The organism is Paenibacillus sp. FSL L8-0470 (assembly GCF_038008625.1).
In the GTDB taxonomy this organism is placed as follows: Bacteria; Bacillota; Bacilli; order Paenibacillales; family Paenibacillaceae; genus Paenibacillus_AQ.
The window spans coordinates 264672-286272 of the sequence record NZ_JBBOZM010000001.1 but is presented as its reverse complement, the minus strand read 5'-3'; the positions used below and the strand labels follow the sequence as shown (position 1 = coordinate 286272).

13 protein-coding genes are annotated in these 21601 nt (G+C 52.8%); 2 read left to right on the top strand and 11 right to left on the bottom strand.

The annotated features are described in order from the left end of the window. Positions 1-19 precede the first annotated feature (19 nt). From NST99_RS01350 to NST99_RS01300, 11 genes are all read right to left on the bottom strand, one after another. Positions 20-1036: an HAD family hydrolase gene (locus NST99_RS01350; protein WP_341089252.1), complete on the bottom strand. Its 1017-nt coding sequence runs from the start codon at positions 1034-1036 to the stop codon at positions 20-22. Next, the gene (locus NST99_RS01345) at positions 1033-3825 is read right to left on the bottom strand and encodes an alpha-mannosidase (RefSeq protein WP_341089251.1); all 2793 of its coding nucleotides are present in this window, start codon (positions 3823-3825) and stop codon (positions 1033-1035) included. Before NST99_RS01345 ends, NST99_RS01350 begins: the two co-directional genes overlap by 4 nt. Before the next feature lie 40 nt (positions 3826-3865). Beyond that, positions 3866-5581, bottom strand: a complete 1716-nt coding sequence (locus NST99_RS01340) for a hypothetical protein (protein WP_341089249.1) — start codon at positions 5579-5581, stop codon at positions 3866-3868. A 60-nt stretch (positions 5582-5641) separates the two neighbouring features. Further along, on the bottom strand, positions 5642-6718 hold the full coding sequence (locus tag NST99_RS01335) for a glycoside hydrolase family 88/105 protein (protein WP_341089248.1): 1077 nt from the start codon (positions 6716-6718) through the stop codon (positions 5642-5644). Beyond that, entirely contained in the window at positions 6705-8432 is a 1728-nt protein-coding gene (locus NST99_RS01330) for a glycoside hydrolase family 3 protein (protein WP_341089247.1), read from the bottom strand. Before NST99_RS01330 ends, NST99_RS01335 begins: the two co-directional genes overlap by 14 nt. A 184-nt stretch (positions 8433-8616) precedes the next feature. Then, a complete protein-coding gene (locus tag NST99_RS01325; protein WP_341089246.1) occupies positions 8617-12144 on the bottom strand; it encodes a carbohydrate-binding domain-containing protein in 3528 nt (1175 codons plus the stop codon). Between the two features lie 140 nt (positions 12145-12284). After that, positions 12285-13835 carry an ABC transporter substrate-binding protein gene (locus NST99_RS01320; RefSeq protein ID WP_341089245.1) on the bottom strand — a complete coding sequence of 517 codons (1551 nt, stop codon included), beginning with the start codon at positions 13833-13835 and terminating at the stop codon, positions 12285-12287. Between the two features lie 55 nt (positions 13836-13890). Continuing rightward, the gene (locus tag NST99_RS01315) at positions 13891-14784 is read right to left on the bottom strand and encodes a carbohydrate ABC transporter permease (RefSeq protein ID WP_038584856.1); all 894 of its coding nucleotides are present in this window, start codon (positions 14782-14784) and stop codon (positions 13891-13893) included. A 23-nt stretch (positions 14785-14807) separates the two neighbouring features. Beyond that, on the bottom strand, positions 14808-15794 hold the full coding sequence (locus NST99_RS01310) for an ABC transporter permease (RefSeq protein WP_341089244.1): 987 nt from the start codon (positions 15792-15794) through the stop codon (positions 14808-14810). Positions 15795-16000: 206 nt separating this feature from the next. Continuing rightward, positions 16001-16408, bottom strand: coding sequence for a hypothetical protein (locus tag NST99_RS01305; protein WP_341089243.1), 408 nt, complete (start codon positions 16406-16408; stop codon positions 16001-16003). Between the two features lie 124 nt (positions 16409-16532). Next, positions 16533-17999 (bottom strand): ABC transporter substrate-binding protein, encoded by a 1467-nt coding sequence (locus tag NST99_RS01300; protein WP_341089241.1) that lies wholly within the window; start codon positions 17997-17999, stop codon positions 16533-16535. 148 nt (positions 18000-18147) lie between these two features. Here NST99_RS01300 and NST99_RS01295 point away from each other — a divergent pair, with 148 nt between their 5' ends. Together NST99_RS01295 and NST99_RS01290 are read left to right on the top strand one after the other, a co-directional pair. Next, on the top strand, positions 18148-20001 hold the full coding sequence (locus tag NST99_RS01295; protein ID WP_341089239.1) for a cache domain-containing sensor histidine kinase: 1854 nt from the start codon (positions 18148-18150) through the stop codon (positions 19999-20001). After that, positions 19976-21601 carry a response regulator gene (locus tag NST99_RS01290; protein WP_341089238.1) on the top strand — a complete coding sequence of 542 codons (1626 nt, stop codon included), beginning with the start codon at positions 19976-19978 and terminating at the stop codon, positions 21599-21601. The genes NST99_RS01295 and NST99_RS01290 overlap by 26 nt, the downstream gene beginning before the upstream one ends.

The following is a 21601-nucleotide window of genomic DNA, read 5'->3' as shown; positions in this document are numbered from 1 at the left end:
AGCACGCACTCCCTAGGCCTCAAAAAGCCGCTGCCGGACCGGCCTCGCCAAGCAGCAGCGGAAGCATCTCCGTCAGGCTGCCAAATTCCTGCTGCAGCAAGGGCAGCACACCACTGCTGCGGATATTGCCGCCGGTCACGCCGAGCGCCGCAAATCCGGCCAGACGGATCGAGATGACACCCGCCGCTGAGTCCTCAATGCCGACCACCCGGCGGCGCTTCTCCGTACCCAGGCCCAGGCCGATCCTTGCCGTCTCGGCATATAGCCAGGGATGCGGCTTCGGCGACAATTCACCCAGCGTGCCCGCCTGGCCGGGATGAAATGTCTGCCCGGCCGTAATGACCGCATCGTACATGCCAAACGGATCGCCTAGATCCAGCATCCGGAAGGCTGACAGGATTTCCGGCCACGCCTTCTCGTACAGTCCCGAGGTTACAAGCCCAATCTTTACGCCCTTAGATTTCAGGGTCTGGAGGAACTCTCCCAGACCGGGCGCAGGAACAAAAGCCCCCGGCTTCCCCCGGCCCTGCATAATCTCATTCATTTCATAATGGGTAATGTCAAAGTAAAGCTGACGGGCCTCCTCTACACTGTGCTGCGGACAATATTTGGCTATGCAATACTGCAGATGCTCCGACACGGAATGCCCGGAGACATGCGGCTCATCTCCGGGGCGCAGCGCGAAGCGGGGATTTCCCAGCAGCCGGGCTACCGTCTGCTCAATAATCCACATCCAGAAGCCTTCGCTGTGGACACTGGTTCCGTCCAGATCCATCAGCACCGCTTCTGCCGGACCCTCGAAAGCTGCATCGTAAAAAGGATACAGCGCTGGGGAACCCATCGAAGACTTCACATAACAAAGTGTTTTGTCTTCATATATGATAAACTCAGTCTTCCGGTCCTTCGGTGTCAGAATAGCGGAAACACCGCCAACTCCCCTGCGGAATAACCCATCTCCTCCGCTCTCCTGCTCAAAGAAGCCGGCGGCCAGCTGTGACATTCCAAGACCAAATCCAGGCAATTTCTTCTCCGTCATCTCGCCCAAACCCCCATAGAGATCTTATAGCTAGCGATCTTTTTGGCCGGTATCGTCACTGCCAAGAGATTGGCAGCCAGCTGCAGCTCCGGCTCATCCAGAAGCGTTTCGTCCATCCGGCAGCACTGCACCTGCTCCGGGGCGATGCCGAAGGTGATGTCCGCCTTCTGTTCCGTATCCGAACCGTTAAAGAGCCGGAGAATAGTTCCGCTGCCATCCTCCGCCTGCTTCACACAGCTGACATGAAGGGCAGGGTTATTCAGCGTAAAGAAGCTGGCCTCTGCCGGAAGCGTGCCCTGCCCACGGCCGGAGGCTGCGAGCCGCACTGGAGTGTACAGCTGCGCCGCCTGTGCAAGCAGATCTGCCTCCTGCCAATCTCCTTCATGTACGTGGATGGCATATTCGAAGCTTTGCAGGCCAGGGCACTGAATGCCCTGGTCGGGCAGCTCCGTCAGCTTCTCTTCGCTCACTGCCAGCTTGATCCGGCAGGCCCGGATTAAGGTTAGCGCCAAGGTACTGTGCTCATCCTCAAAGGCTTCATATTCATAGATCCCTTTGGGCAGAACCGCGAGTCCATCTCTTCCATCCGTCATGTCGGCAAAGGTGCGCAGCGGATGAGTACCTTCGGCCCGTTCCGCCCAATCCGTGGAATCCGGCAGCGGGATGGGCCGTGATAACACATCATAATGGCTGTCGGCCCAAGTAACCCCGGTACGCAGCCCTGTAGGGAAATTGGCGCGCAACCAGTGATCTTTGGCCCTATTATCTACCGTTAGCTTCACAAGTACATGCTTGGCGCCCTTTTCCAGCGTATAGGCTACCTTCACCGGAAGCTTTGCCATTACCCGGCTGCGCGACTCTCCGTCCCCGTAATCTGCCGGAACCGCAAATTCATACTCCGCCTCGATCGTACTGCTCAAGGGACCGCTCACCGTTACCGCTACCTGGCTCGGCACACCAAGGCTGCTGTATTTGCGCTCATGCAGAGGAGACACATGCTTCCAGGCGTTTCCGTTCTCTCCCTGATCGCTCAAATAGTTGAGGCTGCTGTAGCTTCTGCCGGTTGTTTTATTGTGCAGATCCAGCGTCCCGTCAGGATTCACCTGCACTTTCAGAAATTCATTCTCCATTGTGTCGGGTCCTGTAATCAGCGTGCCGCTGCTGCGCAGCTCGCGCGCCTCCGGCACAATCCGGTACGCCCGGTAGCCGAGTCCGGGCAGACGGGTCAAGCGGGCCAATAACCGGATGCGGCGGCTCTCCAGGATCGTGGGCACATCCCATATGCTGTCCACGAACACGCTGGAATTGCCGCTGGCAATGGCCTGGCGTTCTACCAGCGGATCCAGCGCCGAGCTTAGGCTGACGGAAAGGGCCCCATTGACTCTCGGCACCTCCAAATCGAGCAGCACGATAGCATTCCGTTCCATCGGCAATGGATTATAAACGATCAGCTGCATCTCATCCTGCTCCATGCCTTCGGGTGACAGCTGCGAGGCGATGTACGCCATCGCATCCTCCGTTACGATATCTCCAATATCGCTGGCTTTCCGGTATCTATACTCCATATCGGCGCAGACGTTGTCCGGCGCACAGCCGCCGTTGGCATCATGGGTATGGTTGGACAGTAAATACCGCCATCCCCGCTCCATGTATCCAGCGGGATAGGCGGACCCCAGCGCCGAGGCCAAGGAAGCGAGCGGCTCCGCATAATACACCAGCGCATTGCTGGCCGAGAAGTCCATTTGCTTCAGATAGGTTCTCGCACTGATCGTTCCCGGGAACAGGAATGTCCACATCCCTTCCTTAAGGTAAGACCGGCGCTCCCCCGTGAGGACAGGAAGATGCTCCCGGTCCAGATGTTTTTGCGCCTCCTTCCAGAAGCCCTCCAGATCTGTCTGCTCGATGTTATATTTGTCCCCCAGCAGTTCCCGGGCATCGGCAATAATCCGCGATTCCAGAGGATGGGCTACCGAAATATCGTGCCCATGCATCGCCAGGAACACTTCAGTCGTGAAATGGCGGCCTTCACGCTCAATCATGTCCTCAACCGCCTGCTTCAACTTCTCCTTGTCGTATTGGACAACCGGTGACTTTATCTCGTAAGCCTGATCCTCTCCGGACAAGGTATCCGACAGCCGGAAAGGCAGATCATTCTCCTTGCCCCACTGATAGGTCTTGTCAAAAACCGTACCGCGGGTCACTGCACGGTGAACCTGGTAATACCAGTTATAACGTGCATACAGGCCAAAACGGCTGGCAAGTACCTGCGTTCCGTCAGGCGCGCTCCAAATCCACTCCGCATCGGCCTCGTGATGGGAGATGCCGCGGTAGAACATCATTTTATCAAGTCCGAAGTCCTGGAGAATCTGCGGCAACTGCCCGGTCTGCCCCCAGGAGGACGGGGTGTAGGCGACCGTTCCTGTCTTACCGCCGAATTTCTCCACCACGCTCCGGCCCAGGATCAGATTACGGACCAGCGCCTCATGCGAGATGCTGAACTCTTCAGCCAGCGTATAATATGGGCCTGCGATCAGCCGCCCTTCCTGCATCAGCTGTTCAAGCTGTCCCCTGCGCTCCGGCCGCATTTCCACATAATCCTCCAGCAGGATGGAATGGCCGTCCAGCGTAAAAGACGCATAGTCCGGATCAGCGGCGAGAATATCCAGTGTCGTATCCAGCATGGTCAGCAGATTCCGGCGGGTCCGCTCAAACGACCGCCGGAACTCCCGGTCCCAGTGTGTATTAGAGACAACCTTGATTTGTTTGATATGGGAGGTGTCTGGTTTCATGAGCTTCCTATCTCCTTTGTCATTCCAGTCTCGGGGAACTTCATTCTGCGGGACCCGGGCGCAGGGTCAGGGAGAAAGCTTCAGGCTCCTCTGTGCTCCCGCTGATCCGCAGCCTGCCGCTGCTGGTCATCTCCACCAGCGGCCTTGGAATGTCCCCGCCCTCCTGAATATCCAGAGAGAATACAAACGCCGCTTGCCGCAGATGGGTGAAATTAATGCTTTTACGTAGGCCGGAATACAGCACCATATCCACCAGGATGGCATCCTCGTCCGTGTGGATCTCCCAGCCCCAGCTCCGCTTGGCTCCTGAATGTCCCGTGAATGCCGCGAACCATGTGGTTAGACGCAAGACGGTCTCTCCTATCTTAATCACAGCCCCGTCTTCTACAGTTTCGGTGAAGATGCCGTCCAGGCTGCCCCCGATCTCCAGTCTCAGCCGGAAATCCCCAGCCTCAATCTCACCGTCAATGCGGTCTAGATTGGGGTGCGTATCTCCGCCATTGGTCAGAAAGTCCACTCCAAACAGGAGATGCCCCTGATCCTGTCTGGCTTTGAAACGGGCTGAACAATAGTCATAGCCGTCATGCAGACAGCGGAGCTGAATATAGGAGGGTGAACCGTTATTATCCACGTAAGCCACCAGCGGTCTTCTCTGATTCCACAGGTCACTGTCTGTAAAGGAACCTATGCTAACCTGCGGGGTCATAAAGGTGACTGCCCATTTGCCGCTGCCGTCGCCCGCATTTCCTTCGTAGAGCTGCCGCACTTCTTTTGTCCCCCTAACCTTAAATGCATCCAGATAAGCGGCTGGGCAATAGAATCCGCTCTTGTACCACTCCTCTTCATAAGGCAGTTCCTCCCAAGGAAAAAACATAACCTCCCCTTGAGTTGCGACCTGCAGAAAAGCCTTACTCTGATCATTCAGAAGCGTCTGATAGGAGCGTGAATGCGGCCCGGACCATTGGGCGGTCGCAGGATGATAATACCCGGCGACCGTCTGCCAGGTCAGCTCGATCAGCTCATCGCTGAGCCTTTTTACCGTGCTGTCTGTAGTCTCGGAACGCAGCTTGGACAGCTCCAGAATAGCGATATAGGTATAGACCGGGCTGTTGTACTCCTGAAAGGCCCCGCGCTGCTGTGTATACGCATACAATTTTTTCAGGCGTTTCAGGCCGTACTCGGCATAATCCTCGCGGCCCAATTGCTCCCCGGCAATTCTCGTAACGAAGGCTCCAATAATGGCAATATTGGTGTAATCCGGACCGACATTCCGCTTCATAATCGCCTCGCAGGCATATTCAATAGAGCGTATGACGTCTTCACGCAGAGCCTCCGGAAAGCGCCAGCCATGGCGCGACAACGCCTGAATCAGCCGGCTGCCGCAGAAATCGGCCCAGTTCCAGTCCGGAGGCGACATTTGCGCAAGCGGCTCTTCATAGAACCATGACCAGATTCCGAAGGTATCATGGCTGCGGTCTGTATCCTGCAGGGAAATCACCTGCCTGATAATATCAAAGGCCCGCTGCTCCAGCTCAGCCAGCTCGGTATCCAACAGCCCGAGTGCATACGAAAGCGAATCTCTGGTGGAATGGATAAACTCCGCCTGCTTCAGCGTTGTATGATATCCCGGGCTGCCGAACGGCGAGCGCAGCATGCAAATTCCCGGATCATATCGGGACTCCAGCATGCGCATTTTACGGATCAGCATTTGCTGCTGGTCTATCCCTTGATTGGTATTGCCGGTCATCTTGTTCATCGATATCCCTGCCTTTCTCTGGTAAAACGGTTTGGCTGATCCTACTGGGCCAAGGCCGGATCACCGACCCAGACCCAGATCTAAATTCAGATCCAGATTCAGTGCCTGCGCCAGCAATTGCATGACCAGCCCCTGCCCGTACAGCGACGGGTACAGCGCAATTTCGTTATACGCCTCCTCCGACGGCATGACGGGGGTGCCTCCCGACACCCCCTGCACCTCTCCGTTATCCTGGATAAGCGGGAGGATGCCTTCAAGTGTGACCCGGGCGCTGCCAAGATAAGAAGGTTCGAGCATACCGTGCCTGACTCCCTGAATGAAGCCGCAGGCGATACCCGCGCTCCCCGATGTTTCCTGGTAATAGTCCGGCCTGTCGAGCACCGTATGCCAGAGTCCGCCTGTATCCTGGCAGGACCTCAGCGCTGAAGCAAGCTCCGAATAGCGGCTGTACAGCTCTTCAGGAACCGGTACAAGCCCCTTGATCCCGGCTACAATTTGCGGAACGGCAAGGGTAATCCAGGCGTTGGCCCGCGCCCAGCGGACCGCCGACATATGGCTGCCCTCCCGGCAGTTCCAGCCGTGGAACAGCAGGCCCGTCCCCGGGTCCTGCAGCAGCCGCAGATGAAGCAGAGTCTGCTGCAGCGCAGCCTCGGCCATGCCGCGGTCTCCGGTGAGACTGGCGAGCCGCGCCAGAAACAGCACAGCCATATATACCGTATCTGCCCATACCTGCTCAGGGAACAGGGCCGCTTCAGTGACGGTATGCTCCAGCGCGCCTTCCCGGGTCCTCGGTGCATCTTCCAGCATCCAGGCGGCGGTTTCCTGCGCTTTATGCAGAAACCACTCATCCCCTGTCCGCCGGAACAATTCGGGGAACACGGCATAAGGAGCCATGGAATTAATGACTTTCACGCCTTCTGCCTTCTGCTTATTCCGCTCCACCCATTGCAGCAGGTAATTCATGGCCTTGTCCTGTCCGCCAGCCGCTCCATAATCCAGTATGGAAATCAGCCCTACCCCGGGGACCCAGTCCCAGTGATCCATGTCCATTCCCCAATTTCCTTGGTGCCGGGGGGAAATCATACATTCGAACAGCAGGTCCAGCTTTTCCTGCAATAACTGCTTAGTATCGGGCATGCTGAAGCCCCCTTGGGACATTGTTCATTCCCTCAGGATCTGCCTGCACCGGTGATTCCCCTTGAAACGGAATCTCCCCGAACAGCGCCTTAACCGTCAACGCCACCGTATCTTCATGCAGTGAATACGCATTTACCAGCGTGTCGAGAAACGGCATATCCCGGAGCAGGTACGGTGTGGCAAAAGAGATCCCGATCGGGTGGATCGTCTCCGCATGCTGCATCGCCCAGATCGCCTTGGCAGCCTCCCCCACCGGACGGGCCGTGTTCATCATGCCGTGGAGCGGCAGAAAATAAGGCGTGAACGCAGCATCCCAGCGAATCCCGGATTGTTCCCACTTCTGCAGCGTATTCAGCGGTTCGAATTCATCCAGAATATCCACCTGCAGCCCTCTGGCCTTCAAGTGCCCGACAAACAGCTCCATGCGGTCATATTTGCGTCCCTCTGTCACTTTGTTCAGCATAATGACGAGAACTCTGCGGGTCGTCTGCGGATTCAGGGGCAGGAGATTTCTCCGGTTACGGACCAGCGTAATACACCGCCCGGCAAGTGTCGTGCTTAGTTCTCTGGCCTCCCGGTCCAGCTCAGGATGCAATTTGTCATTCAGCAGCGGCACAGCGGAGTGATCCCGGCCCTCGGCATCCAGATGCTGCATACCCAGTTCTGCCTTCATCTCCAGAACCCGCCGGACACTTACGTCCAGCCGTTCCATCGTTACCTTACCGCTGGCGACTGCCCTTTCCATGACTTCAAAATAGTTCACACCCGGCCATAGCAGCACATCGGTCCCGCAGTTGAAACAATCTATGGTCCGCGTCTCATAATCGCCCCAGGCCAGAAATCCGCCCATATCCAGCGCATCCGACAGGACAACTCCCTCAAACCCCATACGCTTCCGCAGAAGCTCCGTTGTAATACGTGCCGAGACCGTAGCCGGAACAGGCTTATTCCCCTGCGCATTCGCCTCCAGCCAGGGAAGGGCGATATGTCCCGTCATATACGACATCACGCCCTGATCAATCATCTGCCGGGACACCCGGCCATAAGTGGCGAACCATTCCTCTTCGGACAAACCGTTGATGGTGGTAATGATATGCTGATCCCTGTAATCCACCCCGTCTCCCGGAAAATGCTTGGCACAAGCGGCAATACCGTAATCCTGCATTCCCCGCATCACAGCGCTGGACAGGCGCAGTGCCCGCTCCGCATCATCTCCCAGACAGCGGGTCGTAATCACCGGATTCATCCAGTTCAGCAAAAGATCCGTACCCGGTGCCAGCGCCCAGGTAAACCCGGCCGCACGCCCTTCGATTGCTGTATACTTGCCGTACTCGTAAGCCAGCGCTTCATCATCTACTGCGGCAAGGGCAAGCAGCGGAGGAAAAGCGGTTAAGCTTTTGACTGCAGAGCCAGCCCCGAACTCCAGGTCGCCCGAGAACAGCAGCGGATATTTGCTGACCTTCTGAAGCAGCTCCACCCACTCGCGGTATTCCTCCGCTTTTCCGGCAGCCTTCTGAATCACCTCTCCGCCGATAAAGAAGCTGCCCACCGGATATTTCTCCAAATACGCCCTTATAGTCCCTTCGTCCATCCCTTGGAATGGCAGCCTGCCCGCATGATCCTGCATCGTCTGCCCGATCTTTTCACGCAGGCTCATGGATCGTAAGGTGCGCTCTACCCAGTCCCGCTCTTCCTTAGCTAATGCCTTTCGCATGGTCACGATTCCTCCCGGTAGTTTCTAACCCCAGTGTAACGAAACCCGGCGCCACTCTAAATAAAGGCAACTACAAAATAAGTTCAAAATTCTATAAACATATAGAATCTTCTACATTTAGCAAACTGAAAAACCCCGCTGCCTCGTGATCCAAAGCAGCGGGGGAGGCTGGCCGATCCTTCGATCAATTCAAACTGATTTGAAGGGTCTTGTTTAACTTGTTATTCTCCTTGTTCATCTCCTCATACCGCCAGATATCGTTGACAAAAAAGCTGATGGTGAAGTCTCCGATGGTCGGCACTGTCCACCTTGGCGTTCCCTGGGCACTGCTGTTGGCCGTAAGGGTAATTTCCTCGCCCGGCTGGATGACCGTGTTATTCGTGTCCGACCAGGATACGACCCCGCCGTTAACAGAGAAAGCACCGCCTGTAATCTGCCCCAGCCCGGTGGAATTGTTCAGCGGGGTAGGACGCACGCCGACGTTTTTAACCTTGGCCCAGAAGATTAAGGAATCGCCCAGCTCGGGGGTCACATGGCTGGAAGGTGTGCCGTCGCTGTTTACAATATTCCAGCCGACCTCCGTGACGGTTAGATCCGCCATTGGAGCCGGGAGTGTTGACTCATAGCCCTCGAACTCGAAGCCGTGCACCATTACCGTTCCAGTGTTATGGACGACCTCGATCCGGTGCAGCCCATAATCCAGGCCCGTCAGCTCGTAGACGATCTTGTTGTCGCCTTCCAGCCCTGCCTGGGGAATGACAACGGTCTCCTTATATTGCCCATCAACGTACACATCCGCGCTGCCCATATTGCTCTTAATATCCGATCTCCAGCGGACACCGATTCCGTTAAAGTTAAACACCGCCGACGAATCCGGCGAGTAGGTTACATGGGACACCCCGTTCGGCGCTGTTTCAAACCCGGTATAGTCAATATAGGCATGGTCATGCTCTACCGTGTACCAGTCGGACACCGGAACATAAAGCCCTTCCTCCAGCTTGAAATAATCGAGATTCGCTCCGTTGCCAGCGGAAGTGAAGCTGATCGTGTTATAGCCCGGCTGAAGTGTAACGCCGAACTGTCTGGCCGTAATGTTGCTGTTCCAGCTGCCTGTTGAAGGCAAGGTAACCGTGGACTGCCTTTGTCCGTTCACGACAATATTTTTCTTCGAATCCTGATTGGAAGCGTATGCAATAGTCAGGGTATAGCTTCCGCCCACTTCCGAATACAATCCCTGGATGGAAATGCCGCCTCCATGGGTCTGTTCCACAACCTTTCCTCCGGATGCACTGCTGTTGTTACCAATTCGCAGAGGCAGGGCAAATGAGGCTGCTTCCGCTTCAAACTTGGTGGGATCACCCGGGACATGCGGCGTGATCGGCATGGCCGATGTAGTTGCCGATACGGCCGGGCTTAATGCTGAAATATTGCCGAAGTCATCCACGGCTTGAACCCTGTAGCTGTACTGCGTTTCCGGGGCCACACTATAGTCGCTGAAAAAGGTTATCCGGCCCGGAACCGTCATCACCGGAGTAACCCCGCCGTCACGGTACACGTTGTAGCTGACCACCGCATCATTGTCAGCCGAGGCATTCCAGGTCACCTTGATCTGCTCATGGCTGAGCGCTATAGCTGCAGGACTTCCCGGTACTGTCGGTGCTTCTGTCTCCAGTTTATCCAGAATATACTGGACTGTTTCGCCGGCTCCCAGGGTAACCGTAAGGGTGATATTCGGAGTTGCCGTAAGCTGCACGGTGGAATGTGCGGCAGCATAGGAATTGCCCGCTCCGAACACTTCTCCGGCATATTGCCCGCTGCTAGGCATGGTTACCCGAACCTTCATCGTCATCGGCTTTTTCTCGAAATTGACGAAGTTCAGCAGGATTTTATCCGATTCTGCCCCGATAGCCGAGGTACCCAGTGCCGACGTATCTACCGCGCGGAAGTAGACCTTTTTCATGTTCATGTTCGAGCTGCATCCACATGTATTCAGCACCTCGTAGCTTAGCGGACGGCCATGGGTAGCGTACGCGGCAGCCAGCCTGCGGAAAGTCTTCAGCCGCGTTTCTCCCGCCTCACTGCTGTTGGCCGGTACCGCAACAGTATCTTCATAACGGTGCGTGTTCCAATTGATCCCGGAAGCAAACAGCCCAAATTCCGTGCCGTCGTTAAAGAAAGCCGCATGCTGCATAATATGGTCCACATATCCAATATTTCCGCGCATCTCCCGGTCAAAAGCAGCAGCGAACCTGTAGGCATAGGTTCCATACTTCGTGTTGTCGGAATGGTTGTCATTGGCACCTGTTTCACTCATCGCCATCTTTTTGCCGAAGCCGTCATCTGCGTCGTCATAGACCTGCAGAGTCTCATAAAGGCTGCCGCCCGGCAGCGGCTGCACTCCCGTTCCGCCATAGCTGTGCCCATTCGTCACATCGGACAGCTCCTCGATCTCCCTGCGCTGCTCCGCGTCCCGCTCCCAGCCGTCGGGAGCTCCGTTATACGGCCAATACGCCCAACCCGGAGCAACAATCTTGAGATAGGGCTGACTGTTCGTTGCCCGTTCTTCATCCATCAGCTCGTGCGTGGCTACTACGGCTTTCTGGGCCCAGCCGAACAGTCCCGGTTCATTGCCGGTTTCGGCATACTGGTACAAATCACCGAACTTACTGACGAAGTTAGCGTAGTAACTCCGGAGTGCTGCCGGGACTGTGCCGCTGCTTAGCTCGCTGTTATTCCTCCAGTTGCCTCCTATGATATTGACCATCGGCTCAAGGTTCAGATCACGGAGCGTTGCCAGGTAGTTTCGCCCCTGCGGGTCCCAGCCTGCGCTGGTATCAGACCAGAAAGAAGCCCGCATCCAGTTGCCGCTATAGGCAATGCCCATCCACTTGGCCATAGGCCCCAAATGGCGGATCGCATGCTCGTCGTATTTGAAGGTTGCCGCGGCAATTGTACTTCCCAGATGGACATACCGTCCATGGATCGGCTCGACAGCCGGTGCATTCAGCGACTCCAGCTTGAAGTAATCCCACTCGAACCATAAATATTTGTCTCCGTTATAACCGGGAGCCTGCGGATCCGCGTACAATCCGCGATCCACGGTTAGCCGGACTGCATTTCGCCCGGTCTTCAGCTGTTCCTTGGGAATGTATAGCCTATAGGTTTGTTTCCAGGTATTCTCCAGCGTCTTCTCACCGTCATTCAGGCCGGTGATCTGAATAAGCCCGCTCATCAGACCGTTTGTAAATACAGCAAGCTGGGGAATAGCTGTGCTTGCATCGATAACTTTGAGGCTAAACTGGACTCCATATTCTGGAACCCGGCTCAAATGGAAGGAAAGATTCATGAATCCATTGGCATCGGCCTTCATGCCCTTGGGGACGTTATCCCAGTGGCCCGGGGGTACGGGAACTTGGAGAGTCTTGCTGTAGACATTGTTAAAGACGGTAAATTCTGCAGAGCTATTATCCGAATCGCCCACCTGCCACAACAAGGTCATCGGAGGTTCATAGGTTGATGCAGTCACCGTGCTATTGTGTACGGAATCCGCGGCCGCTTCTTGTGAATCGGCCTGATGTTCAATCTCCTGACTTGTAACAATTGCATCTTCAGCAGCGGCGGATGCCTGACCCATTGACCCATCCGGTATCCAAAAGGTCATCAGCATCAACGCCAGAATGAGCAGTAAAGCAATGTTTTTTTGAATTCGCACAATAAACACCCTCTTCTAATAAGGTAGATTCGGGGCACCCCAAGTGCTGGCTAGGCGAATATGAATACCCGAAATCCGGGCAGGCGGCCATTACGGCCAGGCTGTTTGCCGGATATCGGGTCTGCTACTGCTGCGGCTCCTTATTTGGCGGCCAAAAATGCATCCATTTGCGCTTGAATCTCGTTAATCACAGCTTCCAGTCCTGCGGCCTTCAGCTTGCTGTTCATTTCTTTGAGGATAGGTTCCGGATCTTGCTCCCCGGAGTACAAGGTATTCTTATACTGCTTCGTAATATTGATCAGTGCCCCAATCTGCGATTGCACCTTCGTCGAATCAAATACAAATCCGATAACCGGCGAAACTTTGGAGTTCTTGTTCCAGTCCGTGTAGAGCTGCACGCGTTTCGGGTCTTCATTCTTATTCAGGTAGTTGAGCAGCACGTTCCCGATCATCCAGGAGGATACGGAGTTGTAGCCGCTGTCCGCAATGAAATCAACAGTGTTCTCGCCAACCTTGTTGTAGTGTTTGCCTTCAATACCGAAGGTAAGCAAGTTGTAGAGGACAGGATCTGTATGAATCAGGTTCATAAACATCATAGCGCGTTCCGGATTCTTCGATGTTCTGGAGATGGCGAGCATCGAGCCCTGCAAGCTTTTGGTGCTTACTTGAACCGGAAGCAGCGTTTTGATAATCATCGGTTTCTCAGCGAGCCGGGTCCAGTCGTTGGTGGATGTAGGATTCATATTGCCGTACACGAACCAGGCTTTGCCGCTTTTCACCGCATCCTTAAGCTCGGTCTTGTCAGTGGCTCCGTTCTTGTTGATGTATCCGGCCTCATACCACTTGCGGATCAGCTTAAGTCTTTCCACAATTTCAGGAGTGTCATATTCGTTGAACACCTTCATGGTTTTGTAATCAAGCAGCGTTGGAATTTCATTGCTTCCGTCCAGATCTTCACTTTCCGGATACACCGTGAACCAGTTTAGGCTGTCTGTATGGTTCATGAACAGCGGCGACATGGCCGGCTCCTTCTCTTTAATGGTCTTCAGCATCGGCTCGATATCCTCCAGCTTGGTGATGCTGTTCACATCGAAGCCGTACTTGTCGACAATCGCCTTGTCAAAAGCGAACCCTACGGATTGGCCCAGCTCTTTTTCGGTTGGAACCGCATACAAATGTCCGTTTACAGTAGCCGCTTGCAGATAAGCAGGGTTGATCTGTGCCTTGGTTTCTTTGGCGTAGGTATCCAGCAGCTCTTCCAGCGGCAGATACGCGCCTTTGGCAGCATTGGTCATGAAGTTCCAGGTAAAGACCATGTCGAACACTTCACCGGATTGGATCATGAGATTCACTTTATCCGCCGGTTTATCCCAGCTCAGCTGGTTAATCTTGATCGTGGCATTAATTTTATCCTTCAAATAAGCATTGATGGCCTGCTCAACAGATGCTACATCCTTATCCGGACCGCCCGGGAGATACAGGGACAGCTCCACCTGCTCCAGCTCATTTGTTGTTTCGGCTGCTTCGGTTGCTTTGGCAGTTTCAGTGGCGGCTGGGGCTGCTGTGCTTTCCGCGGTTTTCTCGGGGGCGGCGGTTTTATTGTTATTATTATTCCCTGAGCACCCGCTGAGTGTCATTCCAATCATAAGTACAAGTGAAAGCAGTAGACCCGTGCCTCTTTTACCTGTCATTACTCTTTTCCTCCCTTTGACTTGAAAATATATGCTAAATCGGTGGATTCCGAGGTTAGCCTTTAATGGACCCAAGCGTTAAACCCTTAATGAAATAGCGCTGGAAGAACGGATACGCCAGCACAATCGGACCGATTCCGATCAGCGCCATCGCCATGCGGATGGTTTCTCCCGGCAATTTGGCCAGTTCTGTGGCCGAGCCTTGAATCAAGGCGCTGTTGCGGCTCAGATAATCCGCCTGCGAGATCATTTTATACATCAGGTATTGCAGGGAATAGAGCTTGGTGTCGGTAATAAAAATCATGCTGTTAAACCAGTCATTCCAGTAATGCAGGGTGTTGAACAATCCAATGGTGGCAAAGACCGGCAGGGAGAGCGGGAACACAATCCGAAAGAAGGTTCTTAGTTCCCCGGCACCGTCAATTTTGGAGGCTTCAATCAGCGCAGGCGGCACAGACATCTGGAAGTAGGTTTTCATAATCAGCACGTTGAAAGGAGACAGCAGCATTGGGATAATCAAGGACCATATGGAGTTTTTCAGATCCAGCACCTGGGTGTACACCATGTACCACGGCACCAGCCCCCCGCCGAACAGCATCGTGAAGAAGATCAGAAAAGCGAAGAAGCCGCGATATTTGAAATCCGTCCGTGAGATCGGGTACGCATAGAGTGAAGAGATAAATACGCTGAGCAGTGTACCGACTACCGTCACAAAGATGGACACGCCGTAGGCTTTTGCAATGATGGTGTAATCCTTAAAGATATAGGCATACGCCTCCAGACTAAGCTTCTCCGGGAAAAATTGATAACCGTTGAGCACAATATAATCATAGTCGGTAATCGAAATCATAAAGACCAGCACAATCGGCAAGAGACAGGCTATCGTCAGGATGATAAAAATAATATGGAGTATCATATTCGTTACTTTGGATATTTCGTTATTGGTCACAGCTTCTCCCTCCTCTCACAAATTTAGAAAACGGCCTGGTCTTTGTCGACCTTGCGCACGATCCAGTTCGAGCCCAGGACCAGGAAGAAGCCGACCACCGATTGGTATAAGCCTGCCGCTGCGGACATGCCCAGATTGCCCATATTGATAAGCGCGTTGTATACATAGGTATCAATGACCAGCGTTGTCGGATACAGCGCCCCGGAGTTTAGCGTGGTCTGGTAGAACAGCCCGAAGTCGGAGCGGAAGATGCCGCCGATCGCCAGGATGGTCGTGATGATAATGACCGGCCGGATGAGCGGAATTGTGATATGAAGAATCTGCTTCCACTTGCTGGCGCCGTCGATCAGAGCTGCCTCATAGTATTCGGAATCAATGCCGATGATGGCCGCAAGATAAATGACACAGCCGTAGCCCACACCCTTCCAGAGGTTAATCAGCGGCAGAATAAACGGCCAGTATTTCGGCTCCGAATACCAGTTGATTTCATTCAGTCCAAACAGGGATAAGACACCTTTATTAATGAAACCGTATTCAACATTAAGAAAGGCGAACACCAGATAACTTACAACAACCATAGATAAAAAATAGGGAAAAAACATAATACTTTGATAAAATTTCGCGGCCAGCTTATTTCTCAGCTCGTTCAGGGCAATCGCAATCGAAACCGCAATGACCAGATTGAGAATAATAAACACGAAATTGTACAGCACCGTATTTCGGGTAATAATCCACGCGTCCGAGGTCGCGAACAGAAATTTGAAATTATCCATCCCCACCCACGGGCTTCTCAGGATTCCATCAACATAGTTGATATTTTTGAATGCAATGATGATTCCGAACATCGGCAAATAATTGTTGATGAGCAGAAAGATCAAACCGGGCAGCAGCATCAGCAGCAGCACCTTATGTTTCAGCAAATGCTTAAATATGGACCCTTTTCTGGCTCCCGGCCGGACCGGTGAGCTTTGTCCAGTGTTGATCGCGCTCCTCTTCTCATGAGTAATCATCACTTCCGCCTCCTGATTCCTTAAGCAGTCTCTCTCTTCCACGACTTAAGTTTAGCCGGAGAGCGGCGGCTTCTAAATAAGGTGATCTATAATAAAAGTTCGAAATCCTACAGTCTTTTGTGTTGAAAAAGAGAGGGCTTGAAAAAACACACATGCAAAAAAGAGCAGCCCATCCTGCTGGGCCACTCTTTTGTGAATAGATGTTCTTAAGTGAGTCTGTGAACAGACCACACAATGCCTGAAGATGTGCTGCCCAGATCCAAAGGAACCGTCAACCCATCGGATTCATAGAACAGGCCGATCACATCGCCTGCCGTCAACTCGAATTCTCCTGCCAAGGTTACTGTACCGTTACCTAGTATCGTGCGGAGCGTTAACAGGAGGGCAATGTTTACATTCAGCAGCGGAAATAACCCGCTTACCAAATCTGTTGTTACAGGCGAGGTTCTCCGTACCACAAAGGCCGGATCGACTCCTGCGCCCAAAGCTACCGAAATCGCAGCAGTTGTAGAATAATTGACGGTCGCTTCAATGGAATATCTGCCCGTTGCCGGTATGGTATAGTTCCCTGCAGTTTCATCGAATGTTGGACTATCATAATATGGCGACGCCACAGTCCAAGACTGTTCCGCAGCCCGGTCGGCTTCAGCACAGTCTCTTATCGCAATACAGCACATTTTCAGTTCACATACATTCCGGCCTGCTGCGTACTCCCGTCAGCAGCTTACTCGGTCCATCCTAATCCTCACTTAACAGATTCTCCAGACTGTCATCCTTCAATGGATCTTTAGGGTTGAACTCGGGATAAATATACTCCTCGTGCTTAAAAGAATACCCGGTAGCCGCGATATCCAGCATCCGGTTCAGCCGCTGCGTCTCGCTGCGCAACGCCTCCTTCAGCTCCTTCTCCCCGGAGAGGATCTGCAGGTACAACTGCATCCGCGGACGGTCACCCGAGTCGCGCGGCTCGATCGAAACCGTATTGGGATCATATTGGTCCATGATTTGCGGGGAGAGCGGATATATTGAATCTTCTGCGGTAGGATAAAATTCCGAGAAATGCCCCAGCCCCGGAGCCATGTTGGGGAGCTCCAGGATGCCGTCAACCACCGGCAGTGCCAGTGCCTGCTTGAATAAAATCGTCAAAAACTCCTTCGATTGCAAAAATTTCCAGACCTTTACCGCTGCCTCGCGGTTGGAGGCGGCACTGTTCACAACAAGCGGAGAATGTGGAATCATCATCAAGGCTCCGGCACCCTTTTGGGCTGCTGATGTTACTGGCGGCAAAGCCACTGCCCAGTCATCCTTTGGCATATATTCCTGCAATTTCACATAATCTTTGCTCGTTACGTACATCATCCCGATATTGCCATCGGCGAACTGCCGCAAGGCGCTGTTGCGCTTCAGCAGGGTTTCTCCCGGATACAGGCTGCCCTGTGCCTTCATATCCAGCAGCATCTGCAGCCATGGGGCATATCCGCTCAGATCATAGCGGCCGGTGCGGTAATTATAAAGATAAGTCCCGCTGTAGGTACTCGACATCTCAAGTCCCGTCTGCAGACTATACTGGCTGTCTCCCGCCGGCAGGCCAAATCCGTATTTATTTACACCGACCCCGGCCTGGCTGATCTTCCCGGCGAACCGCTCCATATCCGCAAACGTAACGGGCGGCTGCTCCGGATCAAGACCGGCATTGCGGAACAGCTGCTTGTTGTAAATCAACCGTACCGTCTCAATACTGGAGGGCATAAAATAAATGCCGCCCTTATACAGCGAGCTGTCCGCAAAGTCTCTCGCCCAAATCGGGAACCTGTCTAAATCGCCGGTATTCAGAAAAGAAGATAATTCGGCCAGATACCCCTTCTCCACATACGTTGCCAGCCAGCCATTATCGACGCTGAACACATCCGGCCCTTGACCTGATGTCATCAGCATGTTCAGTGTATCCCCATAGACATCTGTTGAAAGATTCATGATTATAATCTCAATGTGGTCCGGATTGCTCTTATTGTATTGATGGATCGCATTCTTCACTTCCAGGTTCTCCGTCCAGTCATATAGTGCAATTCTGATCTGGGTAACCGGGACTGCCTCAGAGGCAGGTTCGGAAGCGAAATCAACCAGCAGCGGACGTTCATAAGCAATGGCATAGGCCACAAGCCCGCAAAGGACCAAGGTAATTCCAAGGAAGAGGATTCGTTTCACCGTGCACCTCCTGCGTTGACATCAAGACTTATCGCGTTTTACAATGGATACCAGCTATTGGGTTAAACTCATTCAGCATTTAATATATTCCAATAATATCCGTTAAATGGCAAGCGAAGAATATTCACAGGGCCAGAGGAGGACTCAAATGAAAAAACTATTTGATACTCTCTCCAAAACTCTCTTCCTGTACAATTTCAGCATCCGCAGCCGGCTCATCCTCTACTTTCTCTTTCTTGTCCTTCTCCCGACGACTATCATCTCTATTACCGTTTACAATAAATCGGCGGATATCATCACCCGTAATGTCAATACATCGATTGAGAACAATCTTAATCTTGTACAGGATAATCTCGCACAGCGTTTCGAGAGCGCCAACAATTCCATGGTCTCCCTTTACCTCAATACCGAATTTGCAGATTTGATCTCTTCCAACCGGCCCACCGACAGCACCGGCATTATCAATGAGTTGGCTGCCCTGAACAAAATGCTGGAGAACTTCCCTGCAAACGGGACCTCGGGAAGCAGCTTCGTCCCTATGCTGTATATGCTGAACCGCCCGGAATATACCCAATACAACTTCTCCAGACGGGTCTTTAATATCGACCAGATCTCACTGAAGCCATGGTATCTCGGCATACCGGCCAGATCCGATTTCACAGTGGTCGGCCTAAGCTCGCTGGACTCCCGGTTTACGCTTAAATTCGCCAAACGTCTGTTTGGCATACGGCATGCCCAGCTGCCTTATGTCGGGCTGCTCACCATTGATATTCCCGTGACGGAATTCAGCACATTGCTGGAGCACTATAAGCCAACGACGGGCAGCAGAATTTATATTGCTGACCAGACTGGAACCATTGCCATCAGCCCTGAGGAGACCCTGATCGGGCAGAACATCAGCACACAGGATTATTACGGTAAAATGGCTGCCGAACCCGCAGACCCCGACATCTTTCATTCCTTCGATCATGTGATTCAGGGCGAGAATATGCTCGTGAGCTACAAAAAAATAAAAGCCACCGGCTGGACCATTCTTTCCATCTCGCCCATAAGTGAACTGAATGGAGAATTGGCCTCGTTCCGGCGGGTGATGTATGTCGTCATCGGCATATGCATGCTGGTATCCCTGATGATGGCCCTGCTGCTGTCGGAGAACATCTCTGCTCCTATACGCAAATTCATCCAGTCGATGTCACATGCCGAAAGCGGGAATTTCAACATCATCATCCGCTACCGGCGCAAGGACGAATTTTCCTATCTGTTCAACCGTTATAACAAGCTGCTGCAGCAAATCAAAGCACTGATCGACAAGCTCTATGTCACTGAACTGCGTAAGAAAGAGGCCGAACTAAAGACATTGCAGGCCCAGATCAATCCCCATTTTCTTTATAACACCCTGGATTCGATCAACTGGCTGGCCATCAATCATGATGTCCCCGAGATCAGCCATATGGTGACCTCCTTATCCGACTTCTTCAGGTACAGCCTCAGCAAGGGGAGGAATATTATCCCGCTGCGGGATGAACTGAAGCAGGTGGAGAGCTATCTGGAAATCCAGCAATTCCGCTTTCAGGATAAACTCGCCTATGAGCTGGAGAAAGCCGACCCCCGGCTGCTGGAGGAATGTCTCGTGGTGAAACTAAGTATCCAGCCGCTCGTGGAGAATGCGATTATTCATGGGATCCAGCAGCGGCGGGGGAAGGGTACAATCCGCATAAGAGTGGACTCTTCCCATGATATCCTTTGCATATCGGTTTTTGACGACGGCGTAGGGGCGGACCCGGAGAGGCTGAACCAGCTGCTTACCGATCAGCAAGGTAACCAGTCATATGGCATCCGCAATGTGCATATGAGAATCCAGCAGTTTTTTGGCGAGTCCTACGGCATCCGTTACTATGCCAACACCGAAGATCAGGCAGGCCTGCTGGCTGTGATCCGGTTTCCGGTCGTTACTACTTGGGATGAGGTGATTGAAGATGTTGACGATGATCATAGCGGATGACGAGCCGTTTATCCGCCGCAGTCTGATCCACGGGTTCAAGTGGCAGGAGGAGTTCGGGCTTGAGGTCATCGGTGAGGCGGCAGACGGCGAGGAGGCCTATGAATTATGTATGAAGCATACTCCGGATATTCTGTTCACCGATATTATGATGCCCTTTCTGAACGGCCTTCAGGTCGCCGAGAAGCTGAAGGCCGCCGGTTGTCTAACCAAAATCATCATCATTAGCGGCGCGCAGGATTTCTCCTATGCCCAAAGTGCGATGAAGGTTAATGCCGAAGGTTATATTCTAAAGCCGGTTAAACTCGGTGAAGTCAAAGACATCTTTCATAAAGTCATTGCCCGGATTCACCACGAAAGAGATAACCAGCTGAATTTGAATCAGTTGAAGAAGCAGCTGCACGACAATATGCCGCTGATCCGCGAGAAATTCCTGCAGAACCTGATTGCCGGACTATACCGCAATGAAGGGGAGATTTGGGAGAAGGTCGACTATTTTACCCTTCCTTTTAAACGAAATGACCCACTGTCGGTAGGTGTATTGCAGCTTGACGATTACGGGGCGGCAGTAGACAAATTCACGGAGGAGTATAAGCAGCTGCTCTATTTCTCCATCCAGAATATTATGAGCGAATGCCTGAATAGCCACCCCTGCGGAATCGGATTTGTAGCCAGCGAGAATGAGTTTATTATGATCTTTTGTCCGGGGGAGGAGCCTGCATCAGACTCCATCTCAAGCCTCTGCGAGCAGATTATCGCCAGTATCAAAGAGTATCTGCGTCTTGACGCCTCGATTGGTATCGGCAGAACCTGTAGGCTCGCCGGACAAATCGAGAACTCCTATAAAGATGCGTTGGCCGCGCTGGCTTACAAATTTTATACCGGCCATGCTTCCATTCTCCATATCAAGGATATTCAGCCGGATACGGAAACGCTGCAGAGCACTTTTTTTTATAAATTCCATGCCCAGCTGATGAATGAGCTCAAAGCAGGCCATACGGACAAAGTAATGGAGCTGCTGGAAACCCTGTTCACCATGCTTGAAGGGCCCAAGCTGCAAATCGGTTATGTACAGAGCATCTGTGCGGAGATCATCTTCACTTCTGCAAGAGCCCTGTATGAAATTGATGAGGAAATCGAACGGGTGCTGAATGACCGGATTACCATCATGGATACACTCTATATCCAGAAAAATATTGCCGGACTCAAAAGCTACATGCTCTCTCTTTTTCATGATTTAAGCGTATATGTGGCAGGCAAAAACACCTCAAAGAACAGCAGAGCCATCAACAAAATCCGGAGTATCGTGCAGGAAGGGTATGCCCAGGAGCTATCCATCTCCAGGATTGCAGAGGAGGTCTTTCTGACCCCCAACTATATCAGCCTGATCTTCAAAAAAGAAACCGGTGAAACGATCACGGACTATATCACCAAAATCCGCATGGGCAAAGCCAAAGAGCTGCTGCAGACTACAGATCTGAAAGTGATGGAAATTTCCGAAAGGGTGGGCTATGAGAACCCCCATTATTTCAGCACCGTGTTCAAGAAAACCGTGGGCGTCCACCCGCTCAAATACCGGTCTGACCAGGAAGAGATGCCGTAA